27 protein-coding genes are annotated in these 25005 nt (G+C 74.6%); 17 read left to right on the top strand and 10 right to left on the bottom strand.

Features of this window, described 5'->3' with window-relative positions:
* The first annotated feature begins 57 nt into the window (after positions 1-57).
* Genes FGI33_RS10645 through FGI33_RS10635 form a run of 3 tightly spaced genes read left to right on the top strand, consistent with a single transcriptional unit; the run spans position 58 to position 2416 of the window.
* Positions 58-885, top strand: coding sequence for a LamB/YcsF family protein (locus tag FGI33_RS10645; RefSeq protein ID WP_237581851.1), 828 nt, complete (start codon positions 58-60; stop codon positions 883-885).
* Positions 882-1502 (top strand): 5-oxoprolinase subunit B family protein, encoded by a 621-nt coding sequence (locus FGI33_RS10640; RefSeq protein ID WP_237581850.1) that lies wholly within the window; start codon positions 882-884, stop codon positions 1500-1502. Before FGI33_RS10645 ends, FGI33_RS10640 begins: the two co-directional genes overlap by 4 nt.
* The gene (locus tag FGI33_RS10635; RefSeq protein ID WP_237581849.1) at positions 1499-2416 is read left to right on the top strand and encodes a 5-oxoprolinase subunit C family protein; all 918 of its coding nucleotides are present in this window, start codon (positions 1499-1501) and stop codon (positions 2414-2416) included. Before FGI33_RS10640 ends, FGI33_RS10635 begins: the two co-directional genes overlap by 4 nt.
* A gap of 52 nt (positions 2417-2468) precedes the next feature.
* On the opposite strand, the gene FGI33_RS10630 is transcribed toward FGI33_RS10635, so the two are convergent.
* From FGI33_RS10630 to FGI33_RS10615, 4 genes are all read right to left on the bottom strand, one after another.
* The gene (locus FGI33_RS10630) at positions 2469-3254 is read right to left on the bottom strand and encodes a DUF2510 domain-containing protein (RefSeq protein ID WP_119435161.1); all 786 of its coding nucleotides are present in this window, start codon (positions 3252-3254) and stop codon (positions 2469-2471) included.
* A gap of 119 nt (positions 3255-3373) precedes the next feature.
* Positions 3374-5863: an ATP-binding cassette domain-containing protein gene (locus FGI33_RS10625; RefSeq protein ID WP_119435162.1), complete on the bottom strand. Its 2490-nt coding sequence runs from the start codon at positions 5861-5863 to the stop codon at positions 3374-3376.
* 114 nt (positions 5864-5977) lie between these two features.
* Positions 5978-6190, bottom strand: a complete 213-nt coding sequence (locus tag FGI33_RS10620; RefSeq protein ID WP_119435192.1) for a hypothetical protein — start codon at positions 6188-6190, stop codon at positions 5978-5980.
* A 233-nt stretch (positions 6191-6423) separates the two neighbouring features.
* Complete coding sequence (locus tag FGI33_RS10615; protein ID WP_119402413.1) at positions 6424-7467, bottom strand: sigma-70 family RNA polymerase sigma factor; 1044 nt, start codon at positions 7465-7467, stop codon at positions 6424-6426.
* Positions 7468-7783: 316 nt separating this feature from the next.
* Here FGI33_RS10615 and FGI33_RS10610 point away from each other — a divergent pair, with 316 nt between their 5' ends.
* Genes FGI33_RS10610 through ccsB form a run of 5 tightly spaced genes read left to right on the top strand, consistent with a single transcriptional unit; the run spans position 7784 to position 12432 of the window.
* A complete protein-coding gene (locus FGI33_RS10610; RefSeq protein WP_119435193.1) occupies positions 7784-8428 on the top strand; it encodes a histidine phosphatase family protein in 645 nt (214 codons plus the stop codon).
* The gene (locus FGI33_RS10605) at positions 8428-9036 is read left to right on the top strand and encodes a TlpA family protein disulfide reductase (RefSeq protein ID WP_119435195.1); all 609 of its coding nucleotides are present in this window, start codon (positions 8428-8430) and stop codon (positions 9034-9036) included. The genes FGI33_RS10610 and FGI33_RS10605 overlap by 1 nt, the downstream gene beginning before the upstream one ends.
* Positions 9037-9777, top strand: coding sequence for a cytochrome c biogenesis CcdA family protein (locus tag FGI33_RS10600; protein WP_237581848.1), 741 nt, complete (start codon positions 9037-9039; stop codon positions 9775-9777).
* Positions 9761-11407, top strand: a complete 1647-nt coding sequence (gene resB, locus FGI33_RS10595) for a cytochrome c biogenesis protein ResB (RefSeq protein WP_119402410.1) — start codon at positions 9761-9763, stop codon at positions 11405-11407. The genes FGI33_RS10600 and resB overlap by 17 nt, the downstream gene beginning before the upstream one ends.
* Positions 11404-12432, top strand: a complete 1029-nt coding sequence (gene ccsB, locus FGI33_RS10590) for a c-type cytochrome biogenesis protein CcsB (protein WP_237581847.1) — start codon at positions 11404-11406, stop codon at positions 12430-12432. The genes resB and ccsB overlap by 4 nt, the downstream gene beginning before the upstream one ends.
* Positions 12433-12454: 22 nt before the next feature.
* Here ccsB and FGI33_RS10585 read toward each other — a convergent pair whose 3' ends face one another.
* Positions 12455-13438, bottom strand: a complete 984-nt coding sequence (locus FGI33_RS10585; protein WP_119435442.1) for an o-succinylbenzoate synthase — start codon at positions 13436-13438, stop codon at positions 12455-12457.
* 54 nt (positions 13439-13492) lie between these two features.
* Here FGI33_RS10585 and FGI33_RS10580 point away from each other — a divergent pair, with 54 nt between their 5' ends.
* Both FGI33_RS10580 and FGI33_RS10575 read left to right on the top strand, forming a co-directional pair.
* Positions 13493-14404, top strand: a complete 912-nt coding sequence (locus FGI33_RS10580) for a 1,4-dihydroxy-2-naphthoyl-CoA synthase (RefSeq protein WP_043585277.1) — start codon at positions 13493-13495, stop codon at positions 14402-14404.
* Positions 14405-14423: 19 nt separating this feature from the next.
* Positions 14424-15611: an AMP-binding protein gene (locus FGI33_RS10575; protein WP_237581846.1), complete on the top strand. Its 1188-nt coding sequence runs from the start codon at positions 14424-14426 to the stop codon at positions 15609-15611.
* Between the two features lie 97 nt (positions 15612-15708).
* Here the strand turns inward: FGI33_RS10575 and FGI33_RS10570 are convergent, their stop codons facing one another.
* Positions 15709-15882: a CsbD family protein gene (locus tag FGI33_RS10570; RefSeq protein ID WP_015489305.1), complete on the bottom strand. Its 174-nt coding sequence runs from the start codon at positions 15880-15882 to the stop codon at positions 15709-15711.
* A gap of 132 nt (positions 15883-16014) precedes the next feature.
* On the opposite strand from FGI33_RS10570, the gene FGI33_RS10565 reads away from it, so the two are divergent.
* Positions 16015-16329, top strand: coding sequence for a hypothetical protein (locus FGI33_RS10565; RefSeq protein ID WP_119403147.1), 315 nt, complete (start codon positions 16015-16017; stop codon positions 16327-16329).
* Here the strand turns inward: FGI33_RS10565 and FGI33_RS10560 are convergent.
* From FGI33_RS10560 to FGI33_RS10545, 4 genes are read right to left on the bottom strand one after another with little or no spacing between them, the layout of a single operon-like run.
* Complete coding sequence (locus FGI33_RS10560) at positions 16319-16864, bottom strand: NUDIX hydrolase (protein WP_220453101.1); 546 nt, start codon at positions 16862-16864, stop codon at positions 16319-16321. The genes FGI33_RS10565 and FGI33_RS10560 overlap by 11 nt on opposite strands.
* Positions 16865-16873: 9 nt before the next feature.
* Positions 16874-17479: a GNAT family N-acetyltransferase gene (locus FGI33_RS10555; protein ID WP_237581845.1), complete on the bottom strand. Its 606-nt coding sequence runs from the start codon at positions 17477-17479 to the stop codon at positions 16874-16876.
* 14 nt (positions 17480-17493) lie between these two features.
* The gene (locus FGI33_RS10550; RefSeq protein WP_237581844.1) at positions 17494-18072 is read right to left on the bottom strand and encodes a GNAT family N-acetyltransferase; all 579 of its coding nucleotides are present in this window, start codon (positions 18070-18072) and stop codon (positions 17494-17496) included.
* Between the two features lie 56 nt (positions 18073-18128).
* On the bottom strand, positions 18129-19448 hold the full coding sequence (locus tag FGI33_RS10545; RefSeq protein WP_119435084.1) for a glutamyl-tRNA reductase: 1320 nt from the start codon (positions 19446-19448) through the stop codon (positions 18129-18131).
* A gap of 104 nt (positions 19449-19552) precedes the next feature.
* Here FGI33_RS10545 and hemE point away from each other — a divergent pair, with 104 nt between their 5' ends.
* From hemE to mptB, 6 genes are all read left to right on the top strand, one after another.
* Positions 19553-20680 carry a uroporphyrinogen decarboxylase gene (gene hemE, locus FGI33_RS10540; RefSeq protein WP_119435085.1) on the top strand — a complete coding sequence of 376 codons (1128 nt, stop codon included), beginning with the start codon at positions 19553-19555 and terminating at the stop codon, positions 20678-20680.
* Positions 20673-22112: a protoporphyrinogen oxidase gene (hemG, locus tag FGI33_RS10535; RefSeq protein WP_237581843.1), complete on the top strand. Its 1440-nt coding sequence runs from the start codon at positions 20673-20675 to the stop codon at positions 22110-22112. The genes hemE and hemG overlap by 8 nt, the downstream gene beginning before the upstream one ends.
* Before the next feature lie 127 nt (positions 22113-22239).
* Positions 22240-22581, top strand: a complete 342-nt coding sequence (locus FGI33_RS10530) for a YtxH domain-containing protein (protein WP_119403103.1) — start codon at positions 22240-22242, stop codon at positions 22579-22581.
* A 32-nt stretch (positions 22582-22613) separates the two neighbouring features.
* Positions 22614-23030: a phage holin family protein gene (locus FGI33_RS10525; RefSeq protein WP_119434153.1), complete on the top strand. Its 417-nt coding sequence runs from the start codon at positions 22614-22616 to the stop codon at positions 23028-23030.
* Positions 23020-23295 (top strand): DUF3618 domain-containing protein, encoded by a 276-nt coding sequence (locus FGI33_RS10520; protein WP_012300073.1) that lies wholly within the window; start codon positions 23020-23022, stop codon positions 23293-23295. The genes FGI33_RS10525 and FGI33_RS10520 overlap by 11 nt, the downstream gene beginning before the upstream one ends.
* A 96-nt stretch (positions 23296-23391) precedes the next feature.
* Positions 23392-24954 (top strand): polyprenol phosphomannose-dependent alpha 1,6 mannosyltransferase MptB, encoded by a 1563-nt coding sequence (gene mptB / locus FGI33_RS10515; protein ID WP_237581842.1) that lies wholly within the window; start codon positions 23392-23394, stop codon positions 24952-24954.
* The last annotated feature ends 51 nt before the right edge of the window (positions 24955-25005 follow it).

The following is a 25005-nucleotide window of genomic DNA, read 5'->3' as shown; positions in this document are numbered from 1 at the left end:
CACGCGACGGGCGGGCGCCGGCGCCCGACGCGGCGCGACCACCGCAGGGGAGACGCCATGCAGATCGACCTCAACAGCGACCTCGCCGAGTCCTTCGGCCGCTGGACCCTCGGCGACGACGACGCGATGCTCGACGCCGTCTCGAGCGCCAACGTGGCGTGCGGCTTCCACGCGGGGGATCCGCTCGTCATGCTGCACGCGCTCGAGCGCGCGGCCCGGAACGGCGTGGCCGTCGGCGCGCACGTCGCCTACCGCGACCTCGCGGGCTTCGGCCGGCGCGACCTCGACGCCTCGCCCGCCGAGCTCACGGGCGACGTGCTCTACCAGCTCGCGGCGATCAGCGGCATGGCCCGCACGGTCGGCGCCAGGGTCTCCTACATCAAGCCGCACGGCGCCCTCTACAACCGCATCGCGCACGATCCCGTGCAGGCGCAGGCCGTGGTGGACGCGGTCGTGGCGCTGGATCCGACGCTCCCCGTGCTCGGGCTGCCGGGCTCCGAGATCCTCCGGCTGGCCGCGGCGGCCGGCCTGCCGACGCGCGTCGAGGCGTTCACCGACCGCGCGTACACGCCCGAGGGCGCGCTCGTGTCCAGGCGGCAGGAGGGCGCGGTGATCCACGACCCGGCCGAGGTCGCGGCGCGATCCGTGCGCATGGCGACGGAGGGCACGGTCGTCGCGATCGACGGATCCGTGGTGCGGCTCGACCCCGACTCCCTGTGCCTGCACAGCGACACCCCCGGCGCCGTGGGGCTGGCGCGCGCGGTGCGCGACGCGCTCGAGGCGGCGGGCGTGGAGATCCGGCCGGTGCCGGACGCCGCGGACGCCGACGCGGCCTCCTCGCCCGAGCGCCGCGCGCTCCCCGCCCGCGACCGGCGCGCCCTGTGACCCTCCGGCTCCTGCCGTGCGGCGACGCCGCCGTGATGCTCGACCTCGACTCGCTCGACGAGGTCCTGCGCCTGCAGGCCGTGCTCGACGCGACGCGGCCCCGCGGCGTCGTCGACATCGTGCCGGGCGCGCGCAGCATCCTCGTCACGGTGGATCCGCGCGTGCTCCCGCTCGCCGCCGCCCGCTCCTGGGCGCTCGCCGCCCGCCCCGCCGACGAGGCCGGCGCCCGCGGCGGCGCGCCCGTCGAGATCGACGTGGTCTACGACGGCGAGGACCTCGCCGACGTCGCCGCGCTCCTCGGGATCGACCCGCGGGAGGTCGTCGAGCGCCACACCTCGGGCGTCTGGACGGTCGCGTTCGGCGGCTTCGCGCCCGGCTTCGGCTACCTGGCGGGCGTCGCCGGCCTCGAGGTGCCGCGCCGCGCGTCGCCCCGGCCGCGGGTCCCGGCCGGCGCGGTCGCGCTGGCGGGCGAGTTCAGCGGGATCTACCCGCGCGTCTCGCCGGGCGGCTGGCAGCTCATCGGCACGACGCGGGCGGTGCTGTGGGATCCGGAGCGGGAGCCGGCGGCGCTGCTGCAGCCCGGATCCACGGTGCGCTTCCGCGAGGTCGACGCGTGAGCGACGCGCTGGCTCCCCGCCGCGGACGCCGGGCCACGACCACCGCGGCGGCCGGCCTCGTGGTCGAGCGCACCGGCCCGCTCATGCTCGTGCAGGACGCGGGCCGGCCGGGCCACGGCGGCATCGGCGTCTCGCCGTCCGGCGCCCTGGATCCGCGCGCCCTCGCCGACGCCAACCTCCTCGTCGGCAACGACCCCGGGACCGCGGGCCTCGAGATCGTGCTCGGCGGCGCCGTGCTGCGCGCGACGGCCGCCGTGTGGGTCGCGGTCACGGGCGCCGTCGGGCCGCTCTCGCGGTCGGTGGGCCGCGGATCCCGCCCCGCGCCCTACGCCCAGGCCGTGCTGCTCGACGCCGGCGACGCCCTCGAGATCGGCACGGCCGTCGCGGGCATCCGCTGGTACGTCGCGGTGCGCGGCGGCGTCGACGTCGCCCCGGTGCTCGGCTCGCGCGCCACCGACCTGCTCTCCCGCGTGGGACCCGCGCCCGTGGCGGTCGGCGACGTGCTGCCCGTCGGATCCGCGCCCGCCCGGCCCGTGCCCCCGGTCGACTCGCTCGCGGTCTCCGCGCCCGCCGACGGCGAGGTGCTCCTCCGTGCGTCGCCCGGCCCGCGCCTCGACTGGTTCGTCGACGGGTCCTGGGCCGCGCTCCTCGACCGCGCGTGGGAGGTGACGGCGGAGGCCGACCGGGTGGGCGTCCGCCTCGACGGCGATCCCCTCGAGCGGCGGATCCCCGGCGAGCTCCCCAGCGAGGGCGTCGTCACGGGCGCGCTCCAGGTGCCGCCGTCGGGCCGGCCGATCCTGTTCCTCGCCGACCACCCGATGACGGGCGGCTACCCGGTGATCGGAGTCGTCGCGCGCGACGACGTGCGCCTCGCCGCGCAGCTGCGCCCCGGCCAGCGCGTCCGCTTCGTGTGAGCGGACGCGCCGACCGGGGCGCGGGACGTGCGGCGGGCGGGCCGCCGGTGGATCAGAAGCCGCGGGTGCCGTACATCTGCATCATCCCCATGAAGGCGTCGACCCACTTGACGGTGAAGACGAACAGGAAGATGACGGTGACGCCGATCCAGAGCCAGAGGGGCGCGAGGACGCGTCCCGGGTTGCCCGTGATGCGGCGGCGCACGATGACCGAGCGCCCGATGACGTAGACGCCGGAGCCGAGGAACGTCCACGCCCAGTGGAACGGCCGGACGATCCCGCGTCGGCCGAGGTCGCGCCAGTCGAAGTAGGCGACCGCGACGCTGGCGCCGTAGACGAGGAAGCTCACGAGCTGCACCACGACGTAGCCGAGGCCGGGGAGCATCGCGCCGCGGCCGTACTGCATGGGGGTCATGGTCTGGCGGAGGTCGAGGCCCAGGATCGAGATGAGCGAGATGACCGGCAGCGCGGCGAGCACCCAGATCGCCCAGGTGAAGGGCGGCGTCGACGCCGGGACCTGCGGGGGCGGGGTGGCGGGGGTGTACTGCTGCTGCGCGTACGGCTGCGGGGAGTAGGGCTGCTGCGCGTACGGCTGCCCGGGAGCCTGCTGCCCGTACGCGGGCGGCATCGCGGCGGACGCGGCCGACGCCTCGGGGGCGACGTGGCCGGAGGCGGGAGCGGCGGCGGGCTCGGTCGCGGCCGTCGACGCCGCCGCGGTAGGCGCGTCGGCCAGGTGGTCGGTCCAGCGCGTGCCGTCCCACCAGCGCAGGCGGTCGGATCCCGCGGGGTCCGCGTACCAGCCCGCGGGAGTGGATGGCGTTCCGGTCGAGTCAGTCACGAGGTGCTCCTAGGGGGCGTGCGGGATGGAGGCGAGCGCGTCGGACGCGCCGGGGCGCGACCGCAAGAGGTCAGACTACCCACGTCGCGCTGGGCCCGCGCCGTCCCGCGCGACCCGTCTCAGGAGGCGTCGAGCCGCCGCGCGAGGTAGGGCGCCGTGCGGCTCCCGGCCGTGTCGGCCACCTCCCGCGGGGTGCCCTGGGCGACGATCCGCCCGCCCTGGTCGCCGCCCGACGGCCCGAGGTCGATCACGCGGTCGGCGTCGGCCACCACGTCCATCTCGTGCTCGACGACGACGACCGTGTTGCCCGCGTCCACGAGCCCCTGCAGCTGCCGGAGGAGGAGCACGACATCGGCGGGATGCAGCCCCGTCGTCGGCTCGTCCAGCAGGTAGAGGGTGTGGCCGCGCGGCGCGCGCTGCAGCTCGGTGGCCAGCTTGATCCGCTGCGCCTCGCCGCCCGACAGCTCGGTCGCGGGCTGGCCGAGCCGCAGGTAGCCGAGGCCCACGTCCCGGAGGGTCGCGAGGGCGCGCGCGGCGAGCGGCACGTCGGCGAGGAAGCCGTGGGCCTCGTCCACCGTCATGCCCAGGACGTCGGCGATCGACCTCCCGTGGTACTCGATCTCCAGCGTCGCCGGCTCGTACCTGGCGCCGTGGCACGTGGGGCACGGCCCGTAGGAGCCCGGGAGGAAGAGGAGCTCGACGGTCACGGATCCCTCGCCCTGGCACGTCTCGCAGCGCCCGCCCGCGACGTTGAACGAGAACCGCCCGGCGCCGTAGCCGCGGGCGCGCGCCTCGTCGGTGGACGCGTAGGTGCGGCGGACCGCGTCGAAGAGCCCCGTGTACGTGGCGAGCGTCGAGCGCGGCGTGCGGCCGATGGGGCGCTGGTCCACGGAGACGAGCCGGTCGACCGCGTCGGCGCCCTCGACCCGGGCGATCCGCGCGGGCCCCGACGCGTCGTCGTCGCCGTCCGCCTCGTCGGAGGCCTCGACCACCACGCGGTCGGGCGTGAGCGAGGCCCGCAGCAGGTCCGGCAGCACGCGGCTCACGAGCGTCGACTTGCCGGATCCGGAGACGCCCGTCACCGCGACCATCACGCCGAGCGGGATCTCCACGTCGAGGTCCACGAGGTTGTGGAGCGTCACGCCCGTCGCCCGGATGCTGCCGGTGGGCGTGCGCGGCGTCCGCTCCACCCGGGCAGGCGCGAGGTCGGGGAAGAGGTGCGGCCGGGTCGCCGACGCCTCCACCTCGCGGAGCCCGTCGACGGGACCGCTGTAGACGACGGATCCGCCCGCCTGCCCCGCGCCGGGCCCCACGTCCACGATCCAGTCGGACCGCCGCACGACGTCCATGTCGTGCTCGACCACGAAGACGGAGTTGCCGGAGTCGCGCAGCTGCTCGAGCACCTCCAGCAGCGGCTCGGCGTCGGCCGGGTGCAGCCCCGCCGACGGCTCGTCGAGCACGTAGACCACGCCGAACAGTCCGGACCGCAGCTGCGTCGCGAGTCGGAGCCGCTGCATCTCGCCGGGGGAGAGCGTGGTGGTGACGCGGCCGAGGCTGAGGTAGCCGAGCCCGAGGTCCACGAGCACGGCGAGGCGCGCGACGAGGTCGGTCGTGATCGTCACGGCCACGTCGCCCATGCCGTCCGTCGGCGCGATGGCCGTCGCGAGGTCCGCGAGCGTCAGCGCGTTGAGCTCCTGGATGCTGCGGCCCGCGAAGGTCACGGCCAGCGCCTCGGGCGTCAGCCCGCTCCCGCCGCACCGCTCGCACGTGCCCGAGACCATGTGCGCGAGCGCGGCCTCGCGCAGGCGCGGGCTCGCCGAGTCGGCGAGCGTGTGCAGAACGTAGGAGCGCGCGCTCCAGAACCGCCCGTTGTAGGGCTTCGCCACGCGGTCGCGCTGCGGCGTGATCTGCACCACCGGCTGCTCCTCGGTGAACAGCAGATAGTCCCGCGCGTCCCGCGGCAGCTCGCGCCACGGCACGTCCACGTCGTGCCCGAGCGCGATGACGATGTCGCGCAGGTTCTTGCCCTGCCAGGCGCCCGGCCACGCGGCGACGGCGCCCTCGCGGATCGTGAGCGACGGATCCGGCACGAGCGAGTCCTCGGTCACGGTGTGCGCGACCCCGAGGCCGTGGCAGACCGGGCAGGCGCCGGCGGCGGTGTTCGGCGAGAACGCGTCGGAGTCGAGCCGGCCCTGCCCCGCGGGATAGGTGCCGGCGCGCGACATGAGCATCCGGAGCGAGTTCGAGAGGGTGGTCACGGTGCCCACGGTGGAACGCGTGCTCGGGGCTCCGCGGCGCTGCTGCAGGGCGACCGCGGGCGGGAGCCCGGTGATGCTCTCGACGTGCGGCGTCTGCTCCTGCCGGATAAGCCGGCGCGCGTAGGGCGCGACCGACTCGAAGAAGCGGCGCTGCGCCTCGGCGTAGACGGTGCCGAACGCGAGCGACGACTTGCCGGATCCGGAGACGCCCGTGAAGGCGACGATCCGATCGCGCGGGATGTCGACGTCCACGTCGCGCAGCGTGTTCTCGGACGCCCCGCGCACCCGGACGAAGCCGTCGGCGCGGTCGTCGGGGGCGGATGCGGGCGGGTGGATCTCGGGGGAAGGCACCTGCTCGACCCTAGGCCCGCTCGTGCGCGGCCGTCGGCCGGGTGCGGGTACGGCCCGGAGGTGGTAGCGGATGCCGGGGCGCGCGGCATGCGCCGCCCGCCCCGGCCGGGTGGATCAGCCGAGCGCGCCGCGCGCCTCCTGCAGCGTCGGGAAGTCGCCCACGTCGCGGCCGAGGCGGTCGGTGACGTGGAAGCCCACGCCCCAGCGCTCCTCGCTCATGCCGGCGAACTCGTCGCCGCGTCGGGCGACCCAGAGCCCCGCGGCGACGGGGGACCAGCTGATGCCGGGGATGTCGGTGTGGCCGGGTGCGGCCTGCGTGAGAGCCATTGCTCCTCCTTCTCCGCGGCTCGTCGTCGAGTCCGCGCTGTGTCGCCGGCGACGTGGGTGCGCGTCGCGGCGCCCCTGTGGGGGTGGACCTTGAATGTATGCGCACTAACGACTAGTGGACGTTCTTCCGGGCGGATCCGGAGGATCGCGGGGCGCCGGCGGACATCCGCCCTGTCCGCGCACGACGGAGGGCCGCCCGCGCGATGCGGACGGCCCTCTCGTGACGCGGCGGATCAGCCGCGGATGTACGTCTCCAGCTCCGGGATGCGGAGCTTCGCGAGCACCTTCTTCTCGATCTGGCGCACGCGCTCGCGCGTCACGCCGAGCTGCTGGCTCACGAAGGCGAGCGAGCGCGGCTCGAGGCCGGCGAGGCCGAAGCGCATCCGGACGACCTCGGCGTCGCGCTCGGCGAGCCCGTCGATGAGGCGCATGACGTGCGCGGCCATGAGCTGCTGCGTCACCACGTCGATGGGCTGCGTGACGTCGGCGTCCTCGATGAGGTCGGCCATCTCGGTGTCGCCGTCGCCGCCGCTGCCGCCCACGAGGACCTGCAGCGACATGGGCTCCTGCGCGCGGTCGAGCAGGTAGCGCACCTTAGTGACGGGCGTGTCCGACTCGCGCGCGATCTCCTCCATGGAGGGGTCCCGGCCGAGCTCCACCGCGAGCTCGCGCTGCACGGCGTTGATCCGGTTGATGTGCTCCACCGTGTGCACGGGGATCCGGATGGTGCGGCTCGTGTCGGCCATGCCGCGGGTGATGGACTGCTTGATCCACCACGACGCGTAGGTCGAGAACTTGAAGCCCGCCTGGTAGTCGAACTTCTCGACGGCGCGGACGAGGCCCATGTTGCCCTCCTGGATGAGGTCCAGGAATGGCAGGCCACGGCCCGTGTAGCGCTTGGCGATGCTGACGACGAGGCGCAGGTTCGCGTTGACGAGGTGCTGCTTGGCGCGCATCCCGTCCTGGGCGAGCGTCTGGTACTCGCGGCGCTCGGCCGGGGTGAGGTCGGTGCGGGTGTCGAGGACCTCCTGCGACAGCACGCCCACCTCGATGCGGCGGGCGACGGTCACCTCCTGCTCGGCGGTGAGCAGCGGCACGCGGCCGATCTGGCGGAGGTAGTCCTTGACGGCGTCGGTGCTGGCGCCGGGGGTGACGAGCGAGGGCTCGGGGAGGTCGGAGTCCGCGTAGGGATCGACGGGGCCGACGGACTCGACCTGGTCGAGGGCGGCGTCGGAGGTGGTGTCGGCGGCCGTGGGCCTGGTCGGTGTCATCGTCATGGTGCCCGTTCCTTCCGTGCCGTCGCGGACGGCATCGTCATGCGGGCCCGCGTCCGTTCGACGGGGGTCTCTGCGAGGTCCCGTGCTCCACGGGGCTCTCGCCGGGAGGCCGGATCACGACCTCGAGCACCTAACTTAGCGTGCGATTCCTTTGGGGCCCAAACGTTCGTATACGCACGTAATATCCGGTCAGAGCCGGTCTCGCGAGGCCGGCCCCCACCGGTGCGCCCAATCGTATTGGGGACGAACGATTAGCGCAGGGGGTTGCGCCGGATCCTCGGCGGTTGTACATCTCCTCGCCACCTACACTTGACGGGTGGTCGCCTCACGAATCCATCTCGTCCGTCACGGCGAGGTGCACAACCCGCACGGAGTCCTCTACGGACGCATCCCGGGGTACGGCCTCTCCGAGCTGGGCCACCGCATGGCGGACGCCGCGGCGTGCGCCCTCGAGGAGTCGGGCGCTCCCGTCAACCGGATCATCGCGTCGCCGCTCCAGCGGGCGCAGGAGTCCGCCGCCCCGTGGGCCGAGCGCTTCGCCCTCGAGGTCGCGACCGACGAGCGCGTCATCGAGCCCACCAACCGCTTCGAGGGATCCCGCTTCCCCTCGCCCGCGCGCCTCGCGCGCTCCCCGCGCCTGTGGCCGCTCGTCGTCGACCCGGTGAAGCCCAGCTGGGGCGAGTCGTACCGCTCGATCGCCGCGCGCATGGCGGAGGCCGTGAAGGCCGCGCACCGCTCCGTGCCGGACGGCGACGTCGTCATCGTGAGCCACCAGCTGCCCATCTGGATGGTGCACCTCTCCCTCGCGGGCGAGCGCCTCTTCCACGACCCCCGCAAGCGTCGCTGCGCCCTGTCGAGCATCACGACGGTCGAGCGCGTCGGCGACCGCTTCGTCGAGACCGGCTACATCGACGCCGCCGCGGGGCTGTCCGAACTCGCCGTCGACCAGGGGGCGGTGTGATGCCCGGCGTCCCCCGCCGCAGCATCCTCGCCGCCGCCGCGTCCTCCGTGCTGGCCGTCGTGGCCCTCTCCGCCTGCACCGAGGATCCGCTCGCCGCCGAGTTCCGGGCCGGCGACAACAAGCGGTACATCGCGGGAGACGGCACGTTCACCGAGGTCCCGCTCGCCGAGCGCGCGGCCCCCGTCGACTTCTCGGGCACGCTGTCGGACGGCACGGAGATCACCTCAGCCGACTACCGCGGATCGGTCACGGTCCTCAACTTCTGGTACGCCGAGTGCCCGCCCTGCCGCCTCGAGGCGAAGGACCTGCAGGCCGCGAGCGAGGAGCACGCGGCCGACGGCGTCAAGTTCCTCGGCGTCAACACCCGCGACCAGCGGCCGAACGTCGACTCCTTCGACAAGACGTACGGCATCACCTACCCGTCCGTCCTCGACGTCGAGGACACGTCCATGCAGCTCGCGTTCGCCGGCACCATCGCGCCGAACGCCGTGCCCGCCACCCTCGTGCTCGACCGCCAGGGGCGCGTCGCGTCCCGCGTGCTCGGGCAGATCGACCCCGGCGTCCTGCGCACCCTCGTGAAGGACACCGTCGCGGAGGCGGCGGGCTAGGTGGACCAGATCCAGAGCGTCCTCTCCGGCCAGCTCCTCGTCGCTGTGCCGCTCGCGCTGCTCGCGGGCCTGGTCTCGTTCGCGTCGCCCTGCGTGCTGCCGCTCGTGCCCGGCTACCTCGGGTACATCGGCGGCATGGCCGAGGCGAAGGGCGGATCCGCGACGCGTCGCCGCCTGCTCCTCGGCACGGCGCTGTTCGTGCTCGGCTTCTCCGCCGTCTTCATCGTCACCACGCTCGTCTCGGCCACGGCCGGCTTCTGGCTCATGCGCTGGCAGGACGTGGTCACGCGGATCCTCGGCGTGGTCCTCATCGTGATGGGGCTCGTGTTCACCGGCCGGCTCGGCTTCCTGCAGCGGCAGGTGAAGAGCTCGTGGCGCCCGGCGACCGGGCTCGCGGGCGCGCCGCTGCTCGGGGTCGTGTTCGGCATCGGCTGGGCGCCCTGCATCGGCCCGACCCTCGCCGTCGTCATCTCCATGAGCCTCACCTCGGCCGACGCGGGCCGCGGCGTGCTGCTCGGCGTCGCGTACTGCATCGGGCTCGGCGTGCCGTTCCTGCTCGTGGCCCTCGGCCTCGGCTGGATGACGCGCACCGTCGGGTTCCTCCGCCGCCACATCCGCACCGTCAACCTCGTCGGGGGAGCGCTGCTGATCCTCACCGGCGTGCTCATGGTCTCCGGCCTCTGGTCGGCGTGGATGCTCCAGCTCCAGGGGGTGATCGCCTCGTATGTCCCGGCCATCTGACCACGTCGACTCCCCGCGGCAGGCGCCGCGCGAGGGGGCGCCCATCGCGCAGCCCAAGCTCGGCTTCGTCGGCACCCTCCGCTGGTTCTGGCGGCAGCTCACGAGCATGCGCACGGCGCTGTTCCTGCTGCTGCTGCTCGCGTTCGCCGCCATCCCCGGATCCCTCGTGCCGCAGCGCAGCTCCGACCCGAACGGCGTCACGCAGTTCCGCACGGACAACCCCGACCTGTACCCGGTCCTCGACAAGCTGCAGGTGTTCGACACCTACAGCTCCGTCTGGTTCTCCTCCATCTACCTGCTGCTGTTCATCAGCCTCATCGGCTGCGTCGTGCCGCGCGCCAAGCACCACTTCGACGCGCTCCGACAGGCGCCGCCCAAGACGCCCGCGCGGCTCTCGCGCCTCGCCGGGTACACGACGCGGACCACCACGGCAGATCCGGTCGACGCGATCCGCCAGGCCCGCGCGCTGCTCAAGCGCCAGCGGTACCGCACGGTCCTCGTCGACGACGCGTCGGCCGCGGGCGGCGTGCTCTCCGTCTCGGCGGAGCGCGGCTACCTGCGCGAGACCGGCAACCTCGTCTTCCACTCCGCGCTCGTGGGGATCCTCATCACGGTCGGCATCGGCGGCGGCTTCGGCTACTCCGGGCAGAAGGTGCTCGTGGAGGGGCAGTCGTTCGTCAACACGCTCTCGACGTTCGACTCCTTCAACCCGGGCCGGTTCTTCGACGACTCCGCGCTCACCCCGTACCGGGTGAAGCTCGACGCGCTGCACGTGGAGTACGAGCAGGAGAACCCCAACGCCATCGGCCAGCCGCTCGACTTCACGGCCGACGTGACGGCCGACGTGCCCGGCGGCCAGCCGCAGCAGCGCGAGGTCAAGGTCAACGACCCGCTCGCCATCGGCGGCACCGACATGTACCTGCTCGGCAACGGCTACGCGCCGCACGTGACGGTGCGGGATCCCGACGGCAACAGCGTCTACAGCGCCGACGTGCCGTTCCTCCCGCAGGACGCGAAGCTCACGTCGCTCGGCGTCGTCAAGGTGCCGGACGGGCTCCGCGAGCAGGTCGGCATGCTCGGCTTCTTCTACCCGACGCAGGGCGCGGAGAAGGCGCCGTTCTTCTCCTCCTACCCGGACCTCGACAACCCGCTGCTGACGCTGAACGTCTACACGGGCGACCTCGGGATCGACGGCGGAGTGCCCACGTCGGTCTACACGCTCGACGTCAACGACCTCACGCAGCTCACCGGCGGCAAGACCGGCGTCCAGTCCATCGAGCTGGCGCCCGGCCAGACCGCCGACCTGCCGGACGGCCTCGGCACCGTGAGCCTCGACTCCGTGCCGCGCTTCGTCTCCTTCGACGTGCACCACGACCCGACGCAGCGCTGGGTGCTGCTGTTCGCCATCCTCGTGCTCGGCGGCCTGCTCACGTCCCTCTTCGTGCCGCGCCGGCGCGTGTGGGTCAAGGCGGTACCGCAGGCCGACGGATCCACCACCCTCGAGTACGCCGGGCTCGCCCGCGGCGAGGACCCCACGCTGGAGGCCGCCGTCGCGGCCCTGGCGGACAAGCACGTGGCGGGCCTCGGGCCTGCCGCGGTGTCAGATGCAGAAGTTAGGCTCCACTCGTGAACACGGCCATGCTCGACGACGTCTCCCTCATCGCGCTCCTCGTCGCGATGGGGCTCTACGCGGCCGCGTTCATCGCGTTCGCCCTCGACCTCGCGCGGCGCTCCGCGCTCGTGGCGGACGCGGCCACCGCCGCCGCGCGCCAGCCCTCCGCGGTCGGCGCCACCGCGGCCCGCCGAGGCGGCGCCACCGCGACCCTCGAGCGGGAGCCCGGATCGTCGGGTCGCGATCGGGCCGCGACCGGGCCGGACGCGCCCGTCGCCGCCGGCCGCTCCCTCAGCCTCAACGTCGCCATGGTGCTGCTCGGCGTCGGCTTCGTCGCGCACGCGGTGGCCACCGTGCTCCGAGGCCTCGCGGCCTCGCGCGTGCCGTGGGCCAACATGTACGAGTTCGCGATGACGGGCACGCTCCTCATCCTCAGCGTCTACCTCATCGTGCTCACGCGCCGCGACCTGCGCTTCCTCGGCACGTTCGTCACCGGGCTCATCCTCATCCTGCTGGGCATCGCGGTCGTGCAGTACCGCGTCGAGGTGGCGCCGCTGCCGCCGTCGCTGCAGTCGTACTGGCTCGTGATCCACGTCTTCGTCGCCGCGCTCGGCACGGGCTTCTTCGCCCTCGCCTTCGCGCTGTCGGGCGTGCAGCTGCTGCAGTTCCGGCGGGAGTCGCTCGCGGCTGACGCGCGGGCCGCGAAGATGCGCTTCCTCGCGACGCTGCCCGACTCCGTCACGCTCGAGTCGATGGCCTACCGCCTCAACATCGTGGGCTTCATCTTCTGGACCTTCACGCTCATGGCCGGCGCCATCTGGGCCGAGCGCGCGTGGGGCCGCTACTGGGGGTGGGACACCAAGGAGGTCTGGACCTTCATCATCTGGGTGCTCTACGCCGGGTACATCCACGCGCGGGCCACGCGCGGCTGGCGCGGGTCGCGGTCGGCGTGGCTGGCCATCATCGGGTTCTCCGCCGTCATGTTCAACTTCGGCATCGTGAACGTGTTCTTCAAGGGCCTGCACACCTACAGCGGGCTGTAGCCGCCGGTCGGCGCCGCCCGCGTCAGGCGCGGGCGAGTACGGCGTGCGTGCGGCGGAGCCGGTCGAGCCACCAGTCCCGGCGGTCGGCGTCGGCCGCGTGGGCGTCGAGGAGCCGGGCGTCGGGCGCCACGCGGCGTACGGGGATCCGGCCGTCCACCGGCACCAGCGGCTCGGCGACGACGTCCTCGACGAACAGCGAGACCGTGCCGAGGCCGCAGTCGTGCGGCAGCTCCGGGATCGCCGCCGCGAGGTGCGCGGCCATCGCGATGCCGACGCTCGTGTCGAGCGCGCTCGAGACCACCACCGGCAGGCCGGCGTCCTGCGTGATCCGGAGCGCGCGGTGGATCCCCCCGAGCGGCTGCGCCTTGATCACGAGCAGGTCGGCGGCGCCGGCCCGGGCGACCCGCAGCGGGTCCTCGGCCTTGCGCACGCTCTCGTCGGCGGCGATCGGCACGCCCAGATGACGGATCCGTCCCCTCAGCTCGGCGAGCTCCTCCACCGACGCGCAGGGCTGCTCCACGTACTCGAGGTCGTGCTCGGCGAGGGCGTGGATCGCGTGCTCGGCCTCGTCGACGTTCCAGGCGGCGTTGGCGTCGATGCGCACGCGGCCCTCGGGCCCGAGCAGGCGGCGCACCTCGGCGACGCGCGCCACGTCGTCCGCGAGCGTCGTGCCGCGCTCGGCGACCTTGACCTTCGCGGTGCGGCAGCCGGGGAACCGGGCGAGCACGCCGGCGACGCGGGCGGCCTCGACGGCCGGGATGGTCGCGTTCACGAGCACGTGGTCGCGCAGGGGAGCGGGCGGCTCCGTCCAGCCGAAGTCGATCGCCGCCGCGAGCCAGGCGGCGGACTCGTCGTCGTCGTACTCGACGAACGGCGAGAACTCCGTCCAGCCGAGCGGGCCCTCGATCAGCACCGCCTCGCGCACGTCGAGGCCGCGGAAGCGCGTGCGGAGGGGGAGGGCGACGACGCGGGCGGTGGCGAGCAGGTCGTCCAGGGCGGGGAGCATGGATCCAGCCTCGCACCCGCGGGCGGCGAGCGGGGCGCCGCCTAGGCTGGACGCATGGTGAAGCAGGTCTCCGACATCCACGATCCCACCCGCTGGCGCGACGTCCCCCTCGCGGAGGGCTTCACCGACATCACGTACCACCACGACCTCACGGGCCGCATCGCGCGCATCGCGTTCGACCGACCCGAGGTGCGGAACGCGTTCCGCCCGCGCACGGTCGACGAGCTGTACCAGGCGCTCGACGACGCCCGGCAGGATCCGCGCATCGGCGTCGTGCTCCTCACCGGCAACGGCCCGAGCCCGAAGGACGGCGGCTGGGCGTTCTGCAGCGGCGGCGACCAGCGGATCCGGGGGCGCGACGGCTACAAGTACGCGGAGGGCGAGACCGCGGAGGGCGTCGACCCGGCGCGCGCGGGACGGCTGCACATCCTCGAGGTGCAGCGGCTGATCCGCTTCATGCCCAAGGTCGTCATCGCGGTCGTCCCGGGCTGGGCGGCCGGCGGCGGGCACTCGCTGCACGTCGTGTGCGACCTCACGATCGCGTCGGCCGAGCACGGCCGCTTCAAGCAGACCGACGCCGACGTCGGCTCCTTCGACGGCGGGTACGGATCCGCGTATTTCGCCCGCCAGGTCGGCCAGAAGGCCGCGCGCGAGGTCTTCTTCCTCGCCGAGGAGCACAGCGCCCAGCGCATGTACGAGATGGGCGCCGTGAACCGCGTCGTGCCGCACGCCGAGCTCGAGGCGACCGCGCTCGACTGGGCGGAGACGATCCTCGGGAAGTCGCCCACCGCGATCCGCATGCTCAAATTCGCCTTCAACGCGGTCGACGACGGCATGGTCGGCCAGCAGGTGTTCGCGGGCGAGGCCACGCGCCTCGCCTACGGCACCGACGAGGCCGTCGAGGGCCGCGACTCCTTCCTCGAGAAGCGCGCGCCCGACTGGTCGCCGTTCCCGTGGCAGTTCTGATCCGCGCGGTCCCGCTCCCGTGAGGCGCCTCGAACGGCTGACCGCGTCCGGCGCCGACGTCGTGCCGCTCCTCCGCGCGGCGCTCGCGGGCGACGGCCCGGCGCTGCTCGCGCGCCCGGTGGACGCGGTCGTGGCCGCCGGGGATCCGCCGCCGCCCGCCGAGGTCGAGCGCCGCGTGGCGCTCGTGGTCGAGACGTCGGGCACCACCTCCCGGCCGAAGCGCGTCGCGCTGTCGTCGGACGCGCTGCTGGCCAGCGCCGCCGCGTCGCAGACGGCGCTCGGGGCGCCCGGGCAGTGGATCCTCGCGCTCCCCACCCACTACATCGCCGGCCTCCAGGTGCTCGTTCGCTCGATCGCGGCGGGCACGGCGCCCGCGGTGCTCGCGCCCGGGAGCTTCGACCCGCGCGCGTTCGCGGAGCTGGCCGCGTCGATGGACGCGCGCGTCGCCGGGTACACGTCGCTCGTGCCGACGCAGCTCCACCGCCTCGTGGAGGCGGCGGAGGACGGCGCCGCGGGCGACGACGCCCGCCGCGTCCGCGACGCCGTCCGACGCCTCGACGCGATCCTCGTCGGGGGCCAGGCGACGCCCCCGCACCTGGTCGACCGCGCGGCCGCGCTGGGGTGGCGCGTGGTGCGCACCTACGGATCCAGCGAGACCGCGGGCGGCTGCGTGTACGACGGCGTGCCGGTCGCGACCGCCGAGGTCGCGGTCGTCGACGGCCAGGTCGAGCTCGCGGGCCCGATGCTCGCGGAGGGCTACCTCGGGGATCCGGCCGCCACCGACGCGGCCTTCGGCGAGCACGACGGCCGCCGCTGGTACCGCACGGGCGACGGCGGCGAGGTCGTCGACGGCGTGCTGCGGATCACCGGGCGGCTCGACGACGTCGTGATCTCCGGGGGCGAGAAGTTGCGGCTGGCCGCGGTGGAGGAGGCGGTGCGGTCCCTCGCAGCATGGGACGCGCGCCTCGGCGAGGCCGTCGCGGTGCCCGGCGAGCACGCGGGATGGGGGCAGCGGCCGGTCGTGTTCGCGCCCGGTGCCGTCGGCCCGGAGCTCGCGGAGCGCGTGCGCCGCGAGCTGGCCGCTCGCCTGGGCCGCATCGCGGGATCCGCCGTCGTCCGCGGCATCGATGCGATGCCGACGCTGCCGTCCGGCAAGCCCGACCGCCGGGCTCTGCGGGCGTTGGCCGACGCGGATCCGCACGGCTGACGCATCGCCGGAGCGCGACCCGCTCCGGGCATGACGAGGGGCCGGATGCTCGGCACCCGGCCCCTCGCCTCTCAGGAGGGACGTCCCTCCGGAAGACCTACTTCTTGAAGACGTCCTTCACGTTCTCGCCGGCCTGCTTGGCGCTTGCCCCGGCCTGCTTCGCTTCGCCTTCGGCGACCTTGCTGTCGTCGCCGGTCAGCTTCCCGAAGGCCTCCTCGGCCTTCCCCGCGAGCTTCTCGCCGGTGTTCTGGGCCTTGTCATCCGCACTCATATGCGCTCCTTCGTTCGGTGGATGGGACGCATCCGACGCTACGCCCGCCGGCTTCCGCCGTCACCCCCTCCCACCGGACGCACGGGCGGGCGCCGCCGGGGGATCCCGCGCCGCCCGTGGGAGGATGGGCGCATGGCCACCCGCACCCCCGACGCCCGCGCGAAGGGCCTGCTCTCCTGGCTGATCCTCGCCGTCGGGGTCGTCATCGCCGCCTTCACCGTCGCGATCCTCGTGGCCGCCGTGCAGGCGGACGGCCTGGGCGAGGTCACGGGTACGCTCGTGGCAGGCGGCATCGCGACCGTGGTGGCCGCGATCGCGTTCGTCGACCAGCGCCGCAAGGTCCGCGCGACGCGCACGGCCGAGCTGGCCGCGGGAACCCACACGGAGGCCGAGGCCGCGGCCGCGGCCGACGTCACGAAGCCCGGGGACGACGCCCTCAGTCGATGAGCCGGAGCGCCACGAGGCGCTCCAGCGCGGCCTGTCCGGCCGGCGGGCAGCGGTCCGCGTCCGCGGATCCCACGAGCTCCACCTCGGCCACCTCGCCCGACGGCACCGGCTCCTGCCGCGTGCCCTCCCGCGGCTCCGCGCGGTAGACGGTCATGCTCACGAGCCGCCCCGCGTGCACGCCGTGCGCGTCGGCCAGGACGGTGAAGAGGTCCTCGATCGTGGCGGGGTCGATGTCGAGCCCCACCTCCTCGGCGGCCTCCCGCACGAGCGCCTGCCGCGCGCCCTCGCCGGGCTCGATCTTGCCGCCCGGCAGGTAGAGCACGTCCTGCCCCTGGACGCGCACCATCAGCACGCGGCGGTCGCGGATGAGGGCGAGCGCGGCCACCCGGAGCGGGCGCTCGTCCGGGCCGCGGCGACGGGCGGCGTCGTCCGGGCCGTCGGCGTCGAGCTCGTCCAGCTCGTCGAGGTCGTCGTCATCGTCGTCGTCGATGACCGGGGCGATCGGTCGTCCTGCCGGGTCGGGGGTCGATGTCACGCGGTCCTCCTACAGTCCGTCGAGGCTCTTCCGAGCCGCCCACTCCACGTCGAGCAGCGCGACGACCACGGTATCGGCCCAGGCTCCGCGGGCCCACCTGTCGTGCACGAGCAGCGCCTCCCGCCGCATGCCGAGGTGCCCGGCCAACCCGAGCGCGGTGGCGTCGGCGGCGTCGACGCGGCAGGCGACGCGGTGCACGCCGGCCTCGGCGAACGCGAGCTCGAGGATCCGGTCGGCCGCCTCCGCCGCGAGGCCCGCGCCCCGCGCGTCCTCGTGCAGGACCACGCCGAGCTCGGCCTGCCGGGCGCCCGGATCCCGCAGCAGCAGGTGCACCTCGCCCACGACGCGCGCCCACCGCTGGCCCTGGGCGGGCAGCTCGATCGCGAGGGCGAGCCGGTCGCCGACGTCCGCCAGCCGGGTCCAGCCGAGGCGGTCGGCGAGCATCCGGGCGGGGTCGGAGCGGGAGCCGGCAAGGTGCGGCCGCGCGCCCGGGGACGCCGCGTAGGCCTCTAGGGCCACCACGTCGTCGGGCGTGAACGGCCGCAGCACGAGCCGCGCCGTGCGGACGGGACCGCGCACCTCGACCGGGTCGAGCGCGGGCAGGTCGCCGTCCACCTGGATGCCCCCCGTCAGGTGGTCGCGGGCGGCATGGCCGCCCACTCGTCGGCCAGCACGGCGTAGTAGAGGCTGTCGACCCACTCGCCCTTGACGAGGTGCTCCTCGCGGAAGTGGCCCTCGCGGCGCATGCCGAGGCGCTCGGCCATGCGCGCGGACGAGGTGTTGCGGGCATCGAGCTGCGCGAGGACGCGGTGGGCGCCCGCGCGCTGGAAGGCGATGTCGAGCATCGCGCGGCTGGCCTCGGTGGCGTAGCCCTTCCCGGCGAAGTCCGGGTTCATGACCCAGCCGACCTCGAGCTGGCGCGAGGCCGCGTTGCGGAGGAGGAGGGACACGTCGCCGACGACGCGGCCGGATCCGGCGCGCGGGTTCAGGCTCGGCTCGTCGGGCAGCTCGACGGCGAGCCCGAGGAAGTCGTTCGACTGCTCGAGCCGCGTCTTCCGGCGGCGGGCGTCGAGGTGGCGCTTCGACGCCTCGCGGTCGCGCAGCGGCCAGAACATGTACTCGACCACGTCGGGGCGGCGCTGGATGGCGGCGTAGTCGTCGAGGTCGTCCGCCGTGTACGGGCGGAGCACCAGTCGCTCGGTGCGCACGGGCTCCGTCATCCTGAGCGGCGCGTCGAGGCGCGGGCCGCGGAGGATGCGGGGCCTCACGACGCCTGGCCCGCCTCGGCCGTGCGCGGCAGCGCGACGGCGACGGGGGAGGACACCGCGGCGGGCATCTCCACGTCGAGGCCGAAGAGCGCCTGCACGGCGTCGACGACGCGGGCCCCCTCGCCCTGGCGCGCGAGCTCGCGGGCGCGGACGGAGGGCTGGTGCACGAGGACGCTCACGAGGTGCCGCAGCGCCTTCTCGGTGGCCTCGGAGGAGTCGCCGCGCTTGCGGACCCGCTCCAGCTCGCCCTCGAGGACGTCGAAGATGTGGGTGCGGAGGGCGACGACGGCGGGAGCGACCTCGTCCTCGGCGCTCGCGGCGCGGAACTCGGCGGCGGCGGTGCTGACGATCTCGCGGGCGTCGTCCGTGGCGGTGAGGTCGCGCAGCGGCGCGTGCAGGCTGATGGTCTCGAGGTCGAGCAGCTCGACGCCCTCGACGGTGACGACGTCGGGATCCACGTTGCGGGGGAGCCCCAGGTCGATGACGAGGCGGCGGCGCCCGTCGCCCGACACCGCGGCGGCGCCCTGCATGTGGTGCGCGGCCAGCACGGCGGCGGGGGCGGTGCTGCAGGTGACGACGATGTCGGACGCGGCGAGCGCCTTCAGCAGGTCGCGGCCCTCGACGGCCGGGATGCCGTGCGGGCCGGCGAACTTGTGCGCGCGGCCGGACGGGGAGTAGACGTGCACGTCGACGACGCCGCGGTCGCGGAGGGCGGCGAGGCTCGCGCCCGCGTACGCGCCCGTGCCGACGAGGAGGACGCGCGTGGCCGACCAGTCGGCGATGCGGCTCTCGGCGAGGTCCAGCGCGAGGCGCACCATCGAGCGTCCGGCGCTCTGCAGGCCCGTGCGGGTCTTGACGCCGCGCGACGTGTTGGACGCGGTCTGGAAGAGGCGCTCGAGGCCCGTGCTCGTGGTGCCGCCGGTGCGGGCGCCCTCGAGCGCGCGGCGCACCTGGCCCGCGATCTCGCCCTCGCCGACGACGACGGACTCGAGCCCGGAGGACACGGCGAACAGGTGCTCGGCGACCGCGTCGCCGCACTTGACGTCGACGCTGCCGCGGACGTCGTCACGGGCGATGCCGCTGGCGCCGCTGACCACGTCGACCGTGGCCTCGACGGCCAGCGCGCGGGCCGCGGTGAGGGGCTCCTCGACGTCGAGGTAGGCCTCGAAGCGGTTGCAGGTGGCGAGGACGACGGCCCCCGCGATGAAGTCGTTCTGCTCCATGAGCGCGCCGGCGACGGAGGGTGCGGCCACGGACAGCTTCTCGAGGACCTCGAAGCTGGCGTTGTGATGACTCGCCGTCAGACATATGAGCACACCCCATGGTAAACCTCCCCGCCGTGTGCTCCGGGCCGGTGAGGGCACCCTGACTAGGTCCGGCCGGCCTCCCCAGCCGAGCGGGCGCGCAGGCGGGGGATGGGATGATCTCCCCCGTGATCACGCCCTCCTCCTCCTCTCCCCCCGCGCCCTCGTCCGCCGCCGTCCCGCTCCCCGCGGAGCACCCGCTCAACACGCGCACCGCGTCCTCGCTCCTCGTCGAGGCGTACCGCGGGCACCGCGGCGAGCGCGCGCCCGTGTGGTTCATGCGCCAGGCCGGTCGGTCGCTGCCCGAGTACCGCGAGCTGCGCGTGGGCACGCGCATGCTCGACGCGTGCCTCGACCCCGAGATGGCCAGCGAGATCACGCTGCAGCCGGTGCGGCGCCACCACGTCGACGCGGGCATCTTCTTCAGCGACATCGTCATCCCGCTGAAGCTCGCGGGCGTCGGCGTCGACATCGTCGCGGGCCGCGGCCCCGTGCTCGAGAGGCCCGTGCGCACGGCGGCCGACGTCGCCGCGCTGCCGTCGCTGGATCCCGCCGCCCTCGAGCCCATCCGCCAGGCCGTCGCGCGCACGGTCGCCGAGCTCGGCGACACCCCGCTCATCGGCTTCGCGGGCGCGCCGTTCACGCTCGCCGCGTACCTCGTCGAGGGCGGCCCGAGCAAGGACCACATCGCGGCCCGCGGCCTCATGCACGCGGATCCCGACGCCTGGGACGCGCTCATGCGCTGGTGCGCCGAGATCACGGGCGTCTTCCTGCACGCGCAGGTCATGGCGGGCGCCTCCGCGGCGCAGCTGTTCGACTCGTGGGCCGGCGGCCTCTCGCTCGCCGACTACACGCAGCGCGTCGCCCCGGCGTCCGCGCTCGCGCTCGACCACGTGCGCACGATCACCGCCGCGGACGGCCGCACGGTGCCGCTCGTCCACTTCGGCGTCGGCACGGGCGAGCTGCTCGGCGCGATGCACGACGTGGGCGTCGACGCGGTGGGCGTCGACTGGCGCATCCCGCTCGACGAGGCGTCGCGCCGGCTCGGCGGATCCGTGCCCGTCCAGGGCAACGTCGACCCGGCGCTCCTCGCGGCGCCGTGGCCCATCCTCGAGGCGCACGTCCGCGACGTGCTCGAGCGCGGGAAGGCGGCGCCGGCGCACGTGCTCAACCTCGGCCACGGCGTGCCGCCCGAGACCGACCCGACCGTGCTCACGCGCATCGTGGACCTCGTCCGTGAGTAGCGATCCGCGGCAGGCCGCCGGCGAGGTCGACCCGACCGACGTCGTGGTGATCGGCGGCGGCGTGGGCGGCCTCATCGCCGCCCGCGCCTGCGCGCTCGCCGGGAAGCGCGTGATCCTCGTGGAGGCGTCGCCCGCGCTCGGCGGCACCGTCGGATCGCACGTGGTCGACGGCCTCCGCCTCGACAGCGGCGCCGAGAGCTTCGCGACGCGACGCGGCACGGTCGCCGCGTTCCTGGGCGAGCTCGGCCTCGCCGACCGGATCGTGCAGCCGAACCCGGACGGCGCGTGGGTGCAGCTCGCCGAGCGCGCCATCCAGCTGCCGCGCACCGGCCTGCTCGGGATCCCCGCGCACCCGTTCGACCCCACCATCGCCACCGCCATCGGCCGCGCCGGCGTCGCCCGCGCCAAGGCCGACCTCCTCCTCCCCGCCGCCGTCGGCGCGCGGGAGCGCACGCTCGGCGGCCTGGTGCGCGCCCGCATGGGCGCCCGCGTGGTCGACCGGCTCGTCGCCCCCATCGTCTCCGGCGTGCACAGCGCCCACCCCGACGAGGTCGACGCCGACGCCGTCGCGCCGGGCCTCCGCGCCGGCCTCGCCGAGCAGGGGTCGCTCGGGAAGGCGGTCGCGTCCATGCGCGCGGCGTCTCCCGCGGGATCCGCCGTCAGCGGCATCGTCGGCGGCGTGCACCTGCTGGTCGACGCGCTGGTCGCCGACCTCGCGCGCCTCGGCGTCGACGTCCGCACCTCGCTCGCCGTGGAGTCCGTGCACCGGCACCGCTCGCACGAGGGCGCGGCGGCGTCCGACGACTGGCACGTCGAGCTCGCCGACGGCCGCGGCGTCGACGCGGCGGGCGTGGTCGTCGCGATCCCCGCGGCGGGCCTCATCCGCCTCTTCTCCGGCCTCGCGCCCCGCGCCGTCACGGAGGGCTGGCCCGAGCCGTCCTCGGTCGAGCTGGTCACGCTCGTCGTCCGCGCGCCCGAGCTCGACGCAGCTCCCCGCGGCACGGGCGTGCTCGTCGCGGCCGACGCCCCGGGGATCCGCGCCAAGGCCCTCACGCACGCCACCGCCAAGTGGCCGTGGCTGAAGGAGCTCGCGGGCGACCGCCACGTCCTCCGCCTCTCCTACGGGCGCGCGGGCGGCGACGACGACACCCGGGGCGTGCCCGACGACGAGCTCACGGGCGTCGCGGTGCGCGACGCGTCCGCGCTGCTCGGCGTCGACCTCGCCGGCCGCGTCACCGGATCCGCCCGCGTGCGCTGGACCAACGCCCTCCCGTTCGCCGCCTCCGGCCACCGCGAGCGCGTGCAGGCCGTGCGCGACGAGGCCGCCGAGCACCCGGGCCTCGAGATCACCGGATCCGCCGTCGCGGGCACCGGCCTCGCCTCCGTGGTGGCCGACGCGCAGGCCGCCGCGGCCCGCGTCCTGGGCCGCTGATGCGCGCCCGCGGCCCCGCCTGGCCGGGCACCGCCCGCCCCGTCGCCCCCGACCACGCGGGTGCGCCGGAGGGATACGCTGAACGGACGTGTGCTGCACGTGCCCCCTCAACGAATGGAGATCTCCCATGAAAGGCAAGCTTCTCTTCGTCGCCGGAGCCGGTGTCGGCTACGTCCTCGGCGCCCGCGCCGGTCGCAAGCGCTACGAGCAGATCCGAACGAACGCCAAGAAGGTCTGGGACGACCCGAAGGTGCAGCGCCAGGTCGACAACGCGGCCGGCTTCGTGAAGGACCACACCCCCGACGTCGCGCACGCGGTCGTCGGCGGCGCCAAGAAGGTCGTCGGCACCGTCACCGGCGGCAAGAAGGACTCCTCGAACGGCTCCACCCCCTCGAGCGCGTCGACCACCACGTACCCGACCATGGACCCCGCGTCGCCGGAGCCGAACGGCTCCGGCACCACCCGCTGACCCGCAAGCCCATCCCCAGGAGGGAAACCCGCATGACGGATCAGGATCTCAATCCGAAGAGCAAGCGCTCGCTCGTCCGGCTCGTCGCCGACCTGCCGACGCTCATCGTCCAGCTGATCAAGGACGAGATCGAGTCGTTCAAGAACGAGCTCGTCTCGAAGCTCAAGCACGCGGGGATCGGTGCCGGCTTCCTCGTCGTGGCGCTGTTCTTCGCGTTCATCGCGTTCCTGGTGCTCGTCGCCGCCGCGATCCTCGGCCTGTCCGAGGCGTTCTCGCCGTGGCTCTCCGCGCTCATCGTCGCGGGCGTCTTCCTCCTCATCACGGTGGTGCTGGCGCTGCTCGGCATCCGGTGGCTCAAGAAGGGCGTCCCGCCGACGCCCGAGGGGACGGTGGACAGCCTCAAGGAGGACGTCGACGCGGTGAAGGGGACCGGCAAGTATGACCACTGACCGCCCCCGCCCCACGGGACCCCGGTCCCGCGCCGAGCTGAAGCTCGACATCCAGCACACGCGCGAGGAGATCTCCGCGACGCTGGACGCCCTCGAGGCGAAGCTGAACGTCCGTCGCCGGGCGAAGGACGGCATCGCCGACCTCCGCCGTCGGATCCGACGCACGGCCGACGAGGACCCGCTGCTCCTCGTGGCCGTCGGGGTCGGGGCGGTCGTCGTCGTCGGCGGCGTCGTCTGGGCCGTGGCCCGCGCCGCGCGCCGCTGACCCGCGGTTCCCGCGTCCGTCATGGCCCAGGGGGAGCCCGTGCGTCCACGCCGCCGCGAGGCACGTGATCCGGGTTCCCTCGGCGCGCATCCGCTGATGCTGCCGGGGCTCGTCGGGCTCGCCGGCTCGCTGATCCTCCTCGTGGCGTCGTTCGTCGTGGGCCACGCGCCGGCGGAGTCCGAGCTCTCGCAGCTCCCGCTCATCGGCGCGCTCCGGGTGTCGCCCCTCGCGACGAGCATCGCCTCGCTCGCCGTCGTGGTGGGCGGCCTGATGCTCACCTCCGGGTGGCTCCTCCTCGGGGCCCTGCTCCCGCGGCTCGGCCCGGCCGGGCTGCGCGCGACGCTCCGGCTCGCGGTGATCTGGACCATCCCGCTCCTGGTGAGCGCGCCGCTGTTCAGCCGGGACATCTACTCGTACATCGCGCAGGGGCGCGTGCTCGGCGCCGGCCTCTCGCCCTACGAGCACGGGCCCGCCGTGCTGCCCGACTGGCGGAGCACGGGCGTCGACCCGCTGTGGGCGCACAACCCCGCGCCGTACGGGCCGCTGTTCCTCGCCGTCGAGCGCGTGATCGGCGCGATCGACGACGCCGCAGGCGTCGAGGTCGCCGTCCTCGCGGCCCGCGGCGTCGCCGTCGTCGGGGTCGTCCTCATGGTCGCGTGCGGGCTCCGCATCGCCCGCCGCCGCCGCATCGACCCCGTGCGGACCGCGTGGTTCCTCGCCGCCAGCCCGCTCGTCCTCTTCAACTTCGTGATGGCCGCGCACAACGACGCGCTGATGATGGGCCTGCTGGTCGCCGGCCTCCTCGCCGCGATCGACTCCCGGCCCGTGCTCGGCGTGCTGCTCGTGACGTGCGCGGTGGCGGTCAAGCCCATCGCGCTCGTCGCCCTGCCCATCGTCGCGATCGTGCACGCGGAGATGCGGGCCCGTCGCGTCGACGACCGGGCGCCGGACGGCGTGGCCGTCGACGGATCGGCCGGCGGCGTCGTCGGCCTCCGCCCGCCCACGCGCGACCCGCGCGTCTGGGCGGCCTGGGCCGCGTCCGCGATCGGCGCCATGGGCCTCCTCGCGCTCGCCGGCGAGCTGCTCGGCGTCGGCCTCGGTTGGATCTCCGCGCTGTCGAGCCCCGTCTCCGTCGTCTCGTGGTTCATGCCGTTCGGCATCGCGGCGGGCGCGTTCGGGCCCCTGGTCGAGGCGCTCGGCGGGCCGGGCGGGGCGGTCGAGGGCGGGATCAAGACCGCGGGGATCCTGCTCGGGTTCGCGGGCGCCGCGTGGTGCATCCTCACGACCCGGACGCTCTCTGGGGAGGCGCGCCTCGCGCTCGCCTTCGCGTGCATCGTCGCGATGTCGCCCGTCGTGTACCCCTGGTACGGCCTGTGGGTGCTCGTGATCCTCGCCGTCGTCGGCATCGCGGACGGCGCGGCCATGTCGCTCGCGGTCTCGGCGACCGTGTTCCTCGTCGGCGTGAACCTGCTGGAGCCGATGGCGGTCGTGCACACGGTGGCCTCGGGCTGGCCGCGAGTGCTCGTGGTCGTGGTCGCGGTGGTCGGGATCCTCGGGGTGCTGGCGCCCGGGCTGCAGGGGCTCGCGGGCACGGATCCGTTCCGAGCCCTGCGCGCGCCGCGCCACCAGTTCTCCGCCGCCCGGCAGCCCCCGGCCTGACCGGCGACCACACGGCGGATCCCGCGCGGGAATGCGCGCGCCCGCCGCGGA

It is taken from the genome of Clavibacter phaseoli (genome assembly GCF_021922925.1).
GTDB classification, from domain to species: Bacteria; Actinomycetota; Actinomycetes; order Actinomycetales; family Microbacteriaceae; genus Clavibacter; species Clavibacter phaseoli.
Note: the sequence above shows the minus strand (reverse complement) of the source record. Positions and strands in the feature narration are given on the sequence as shown.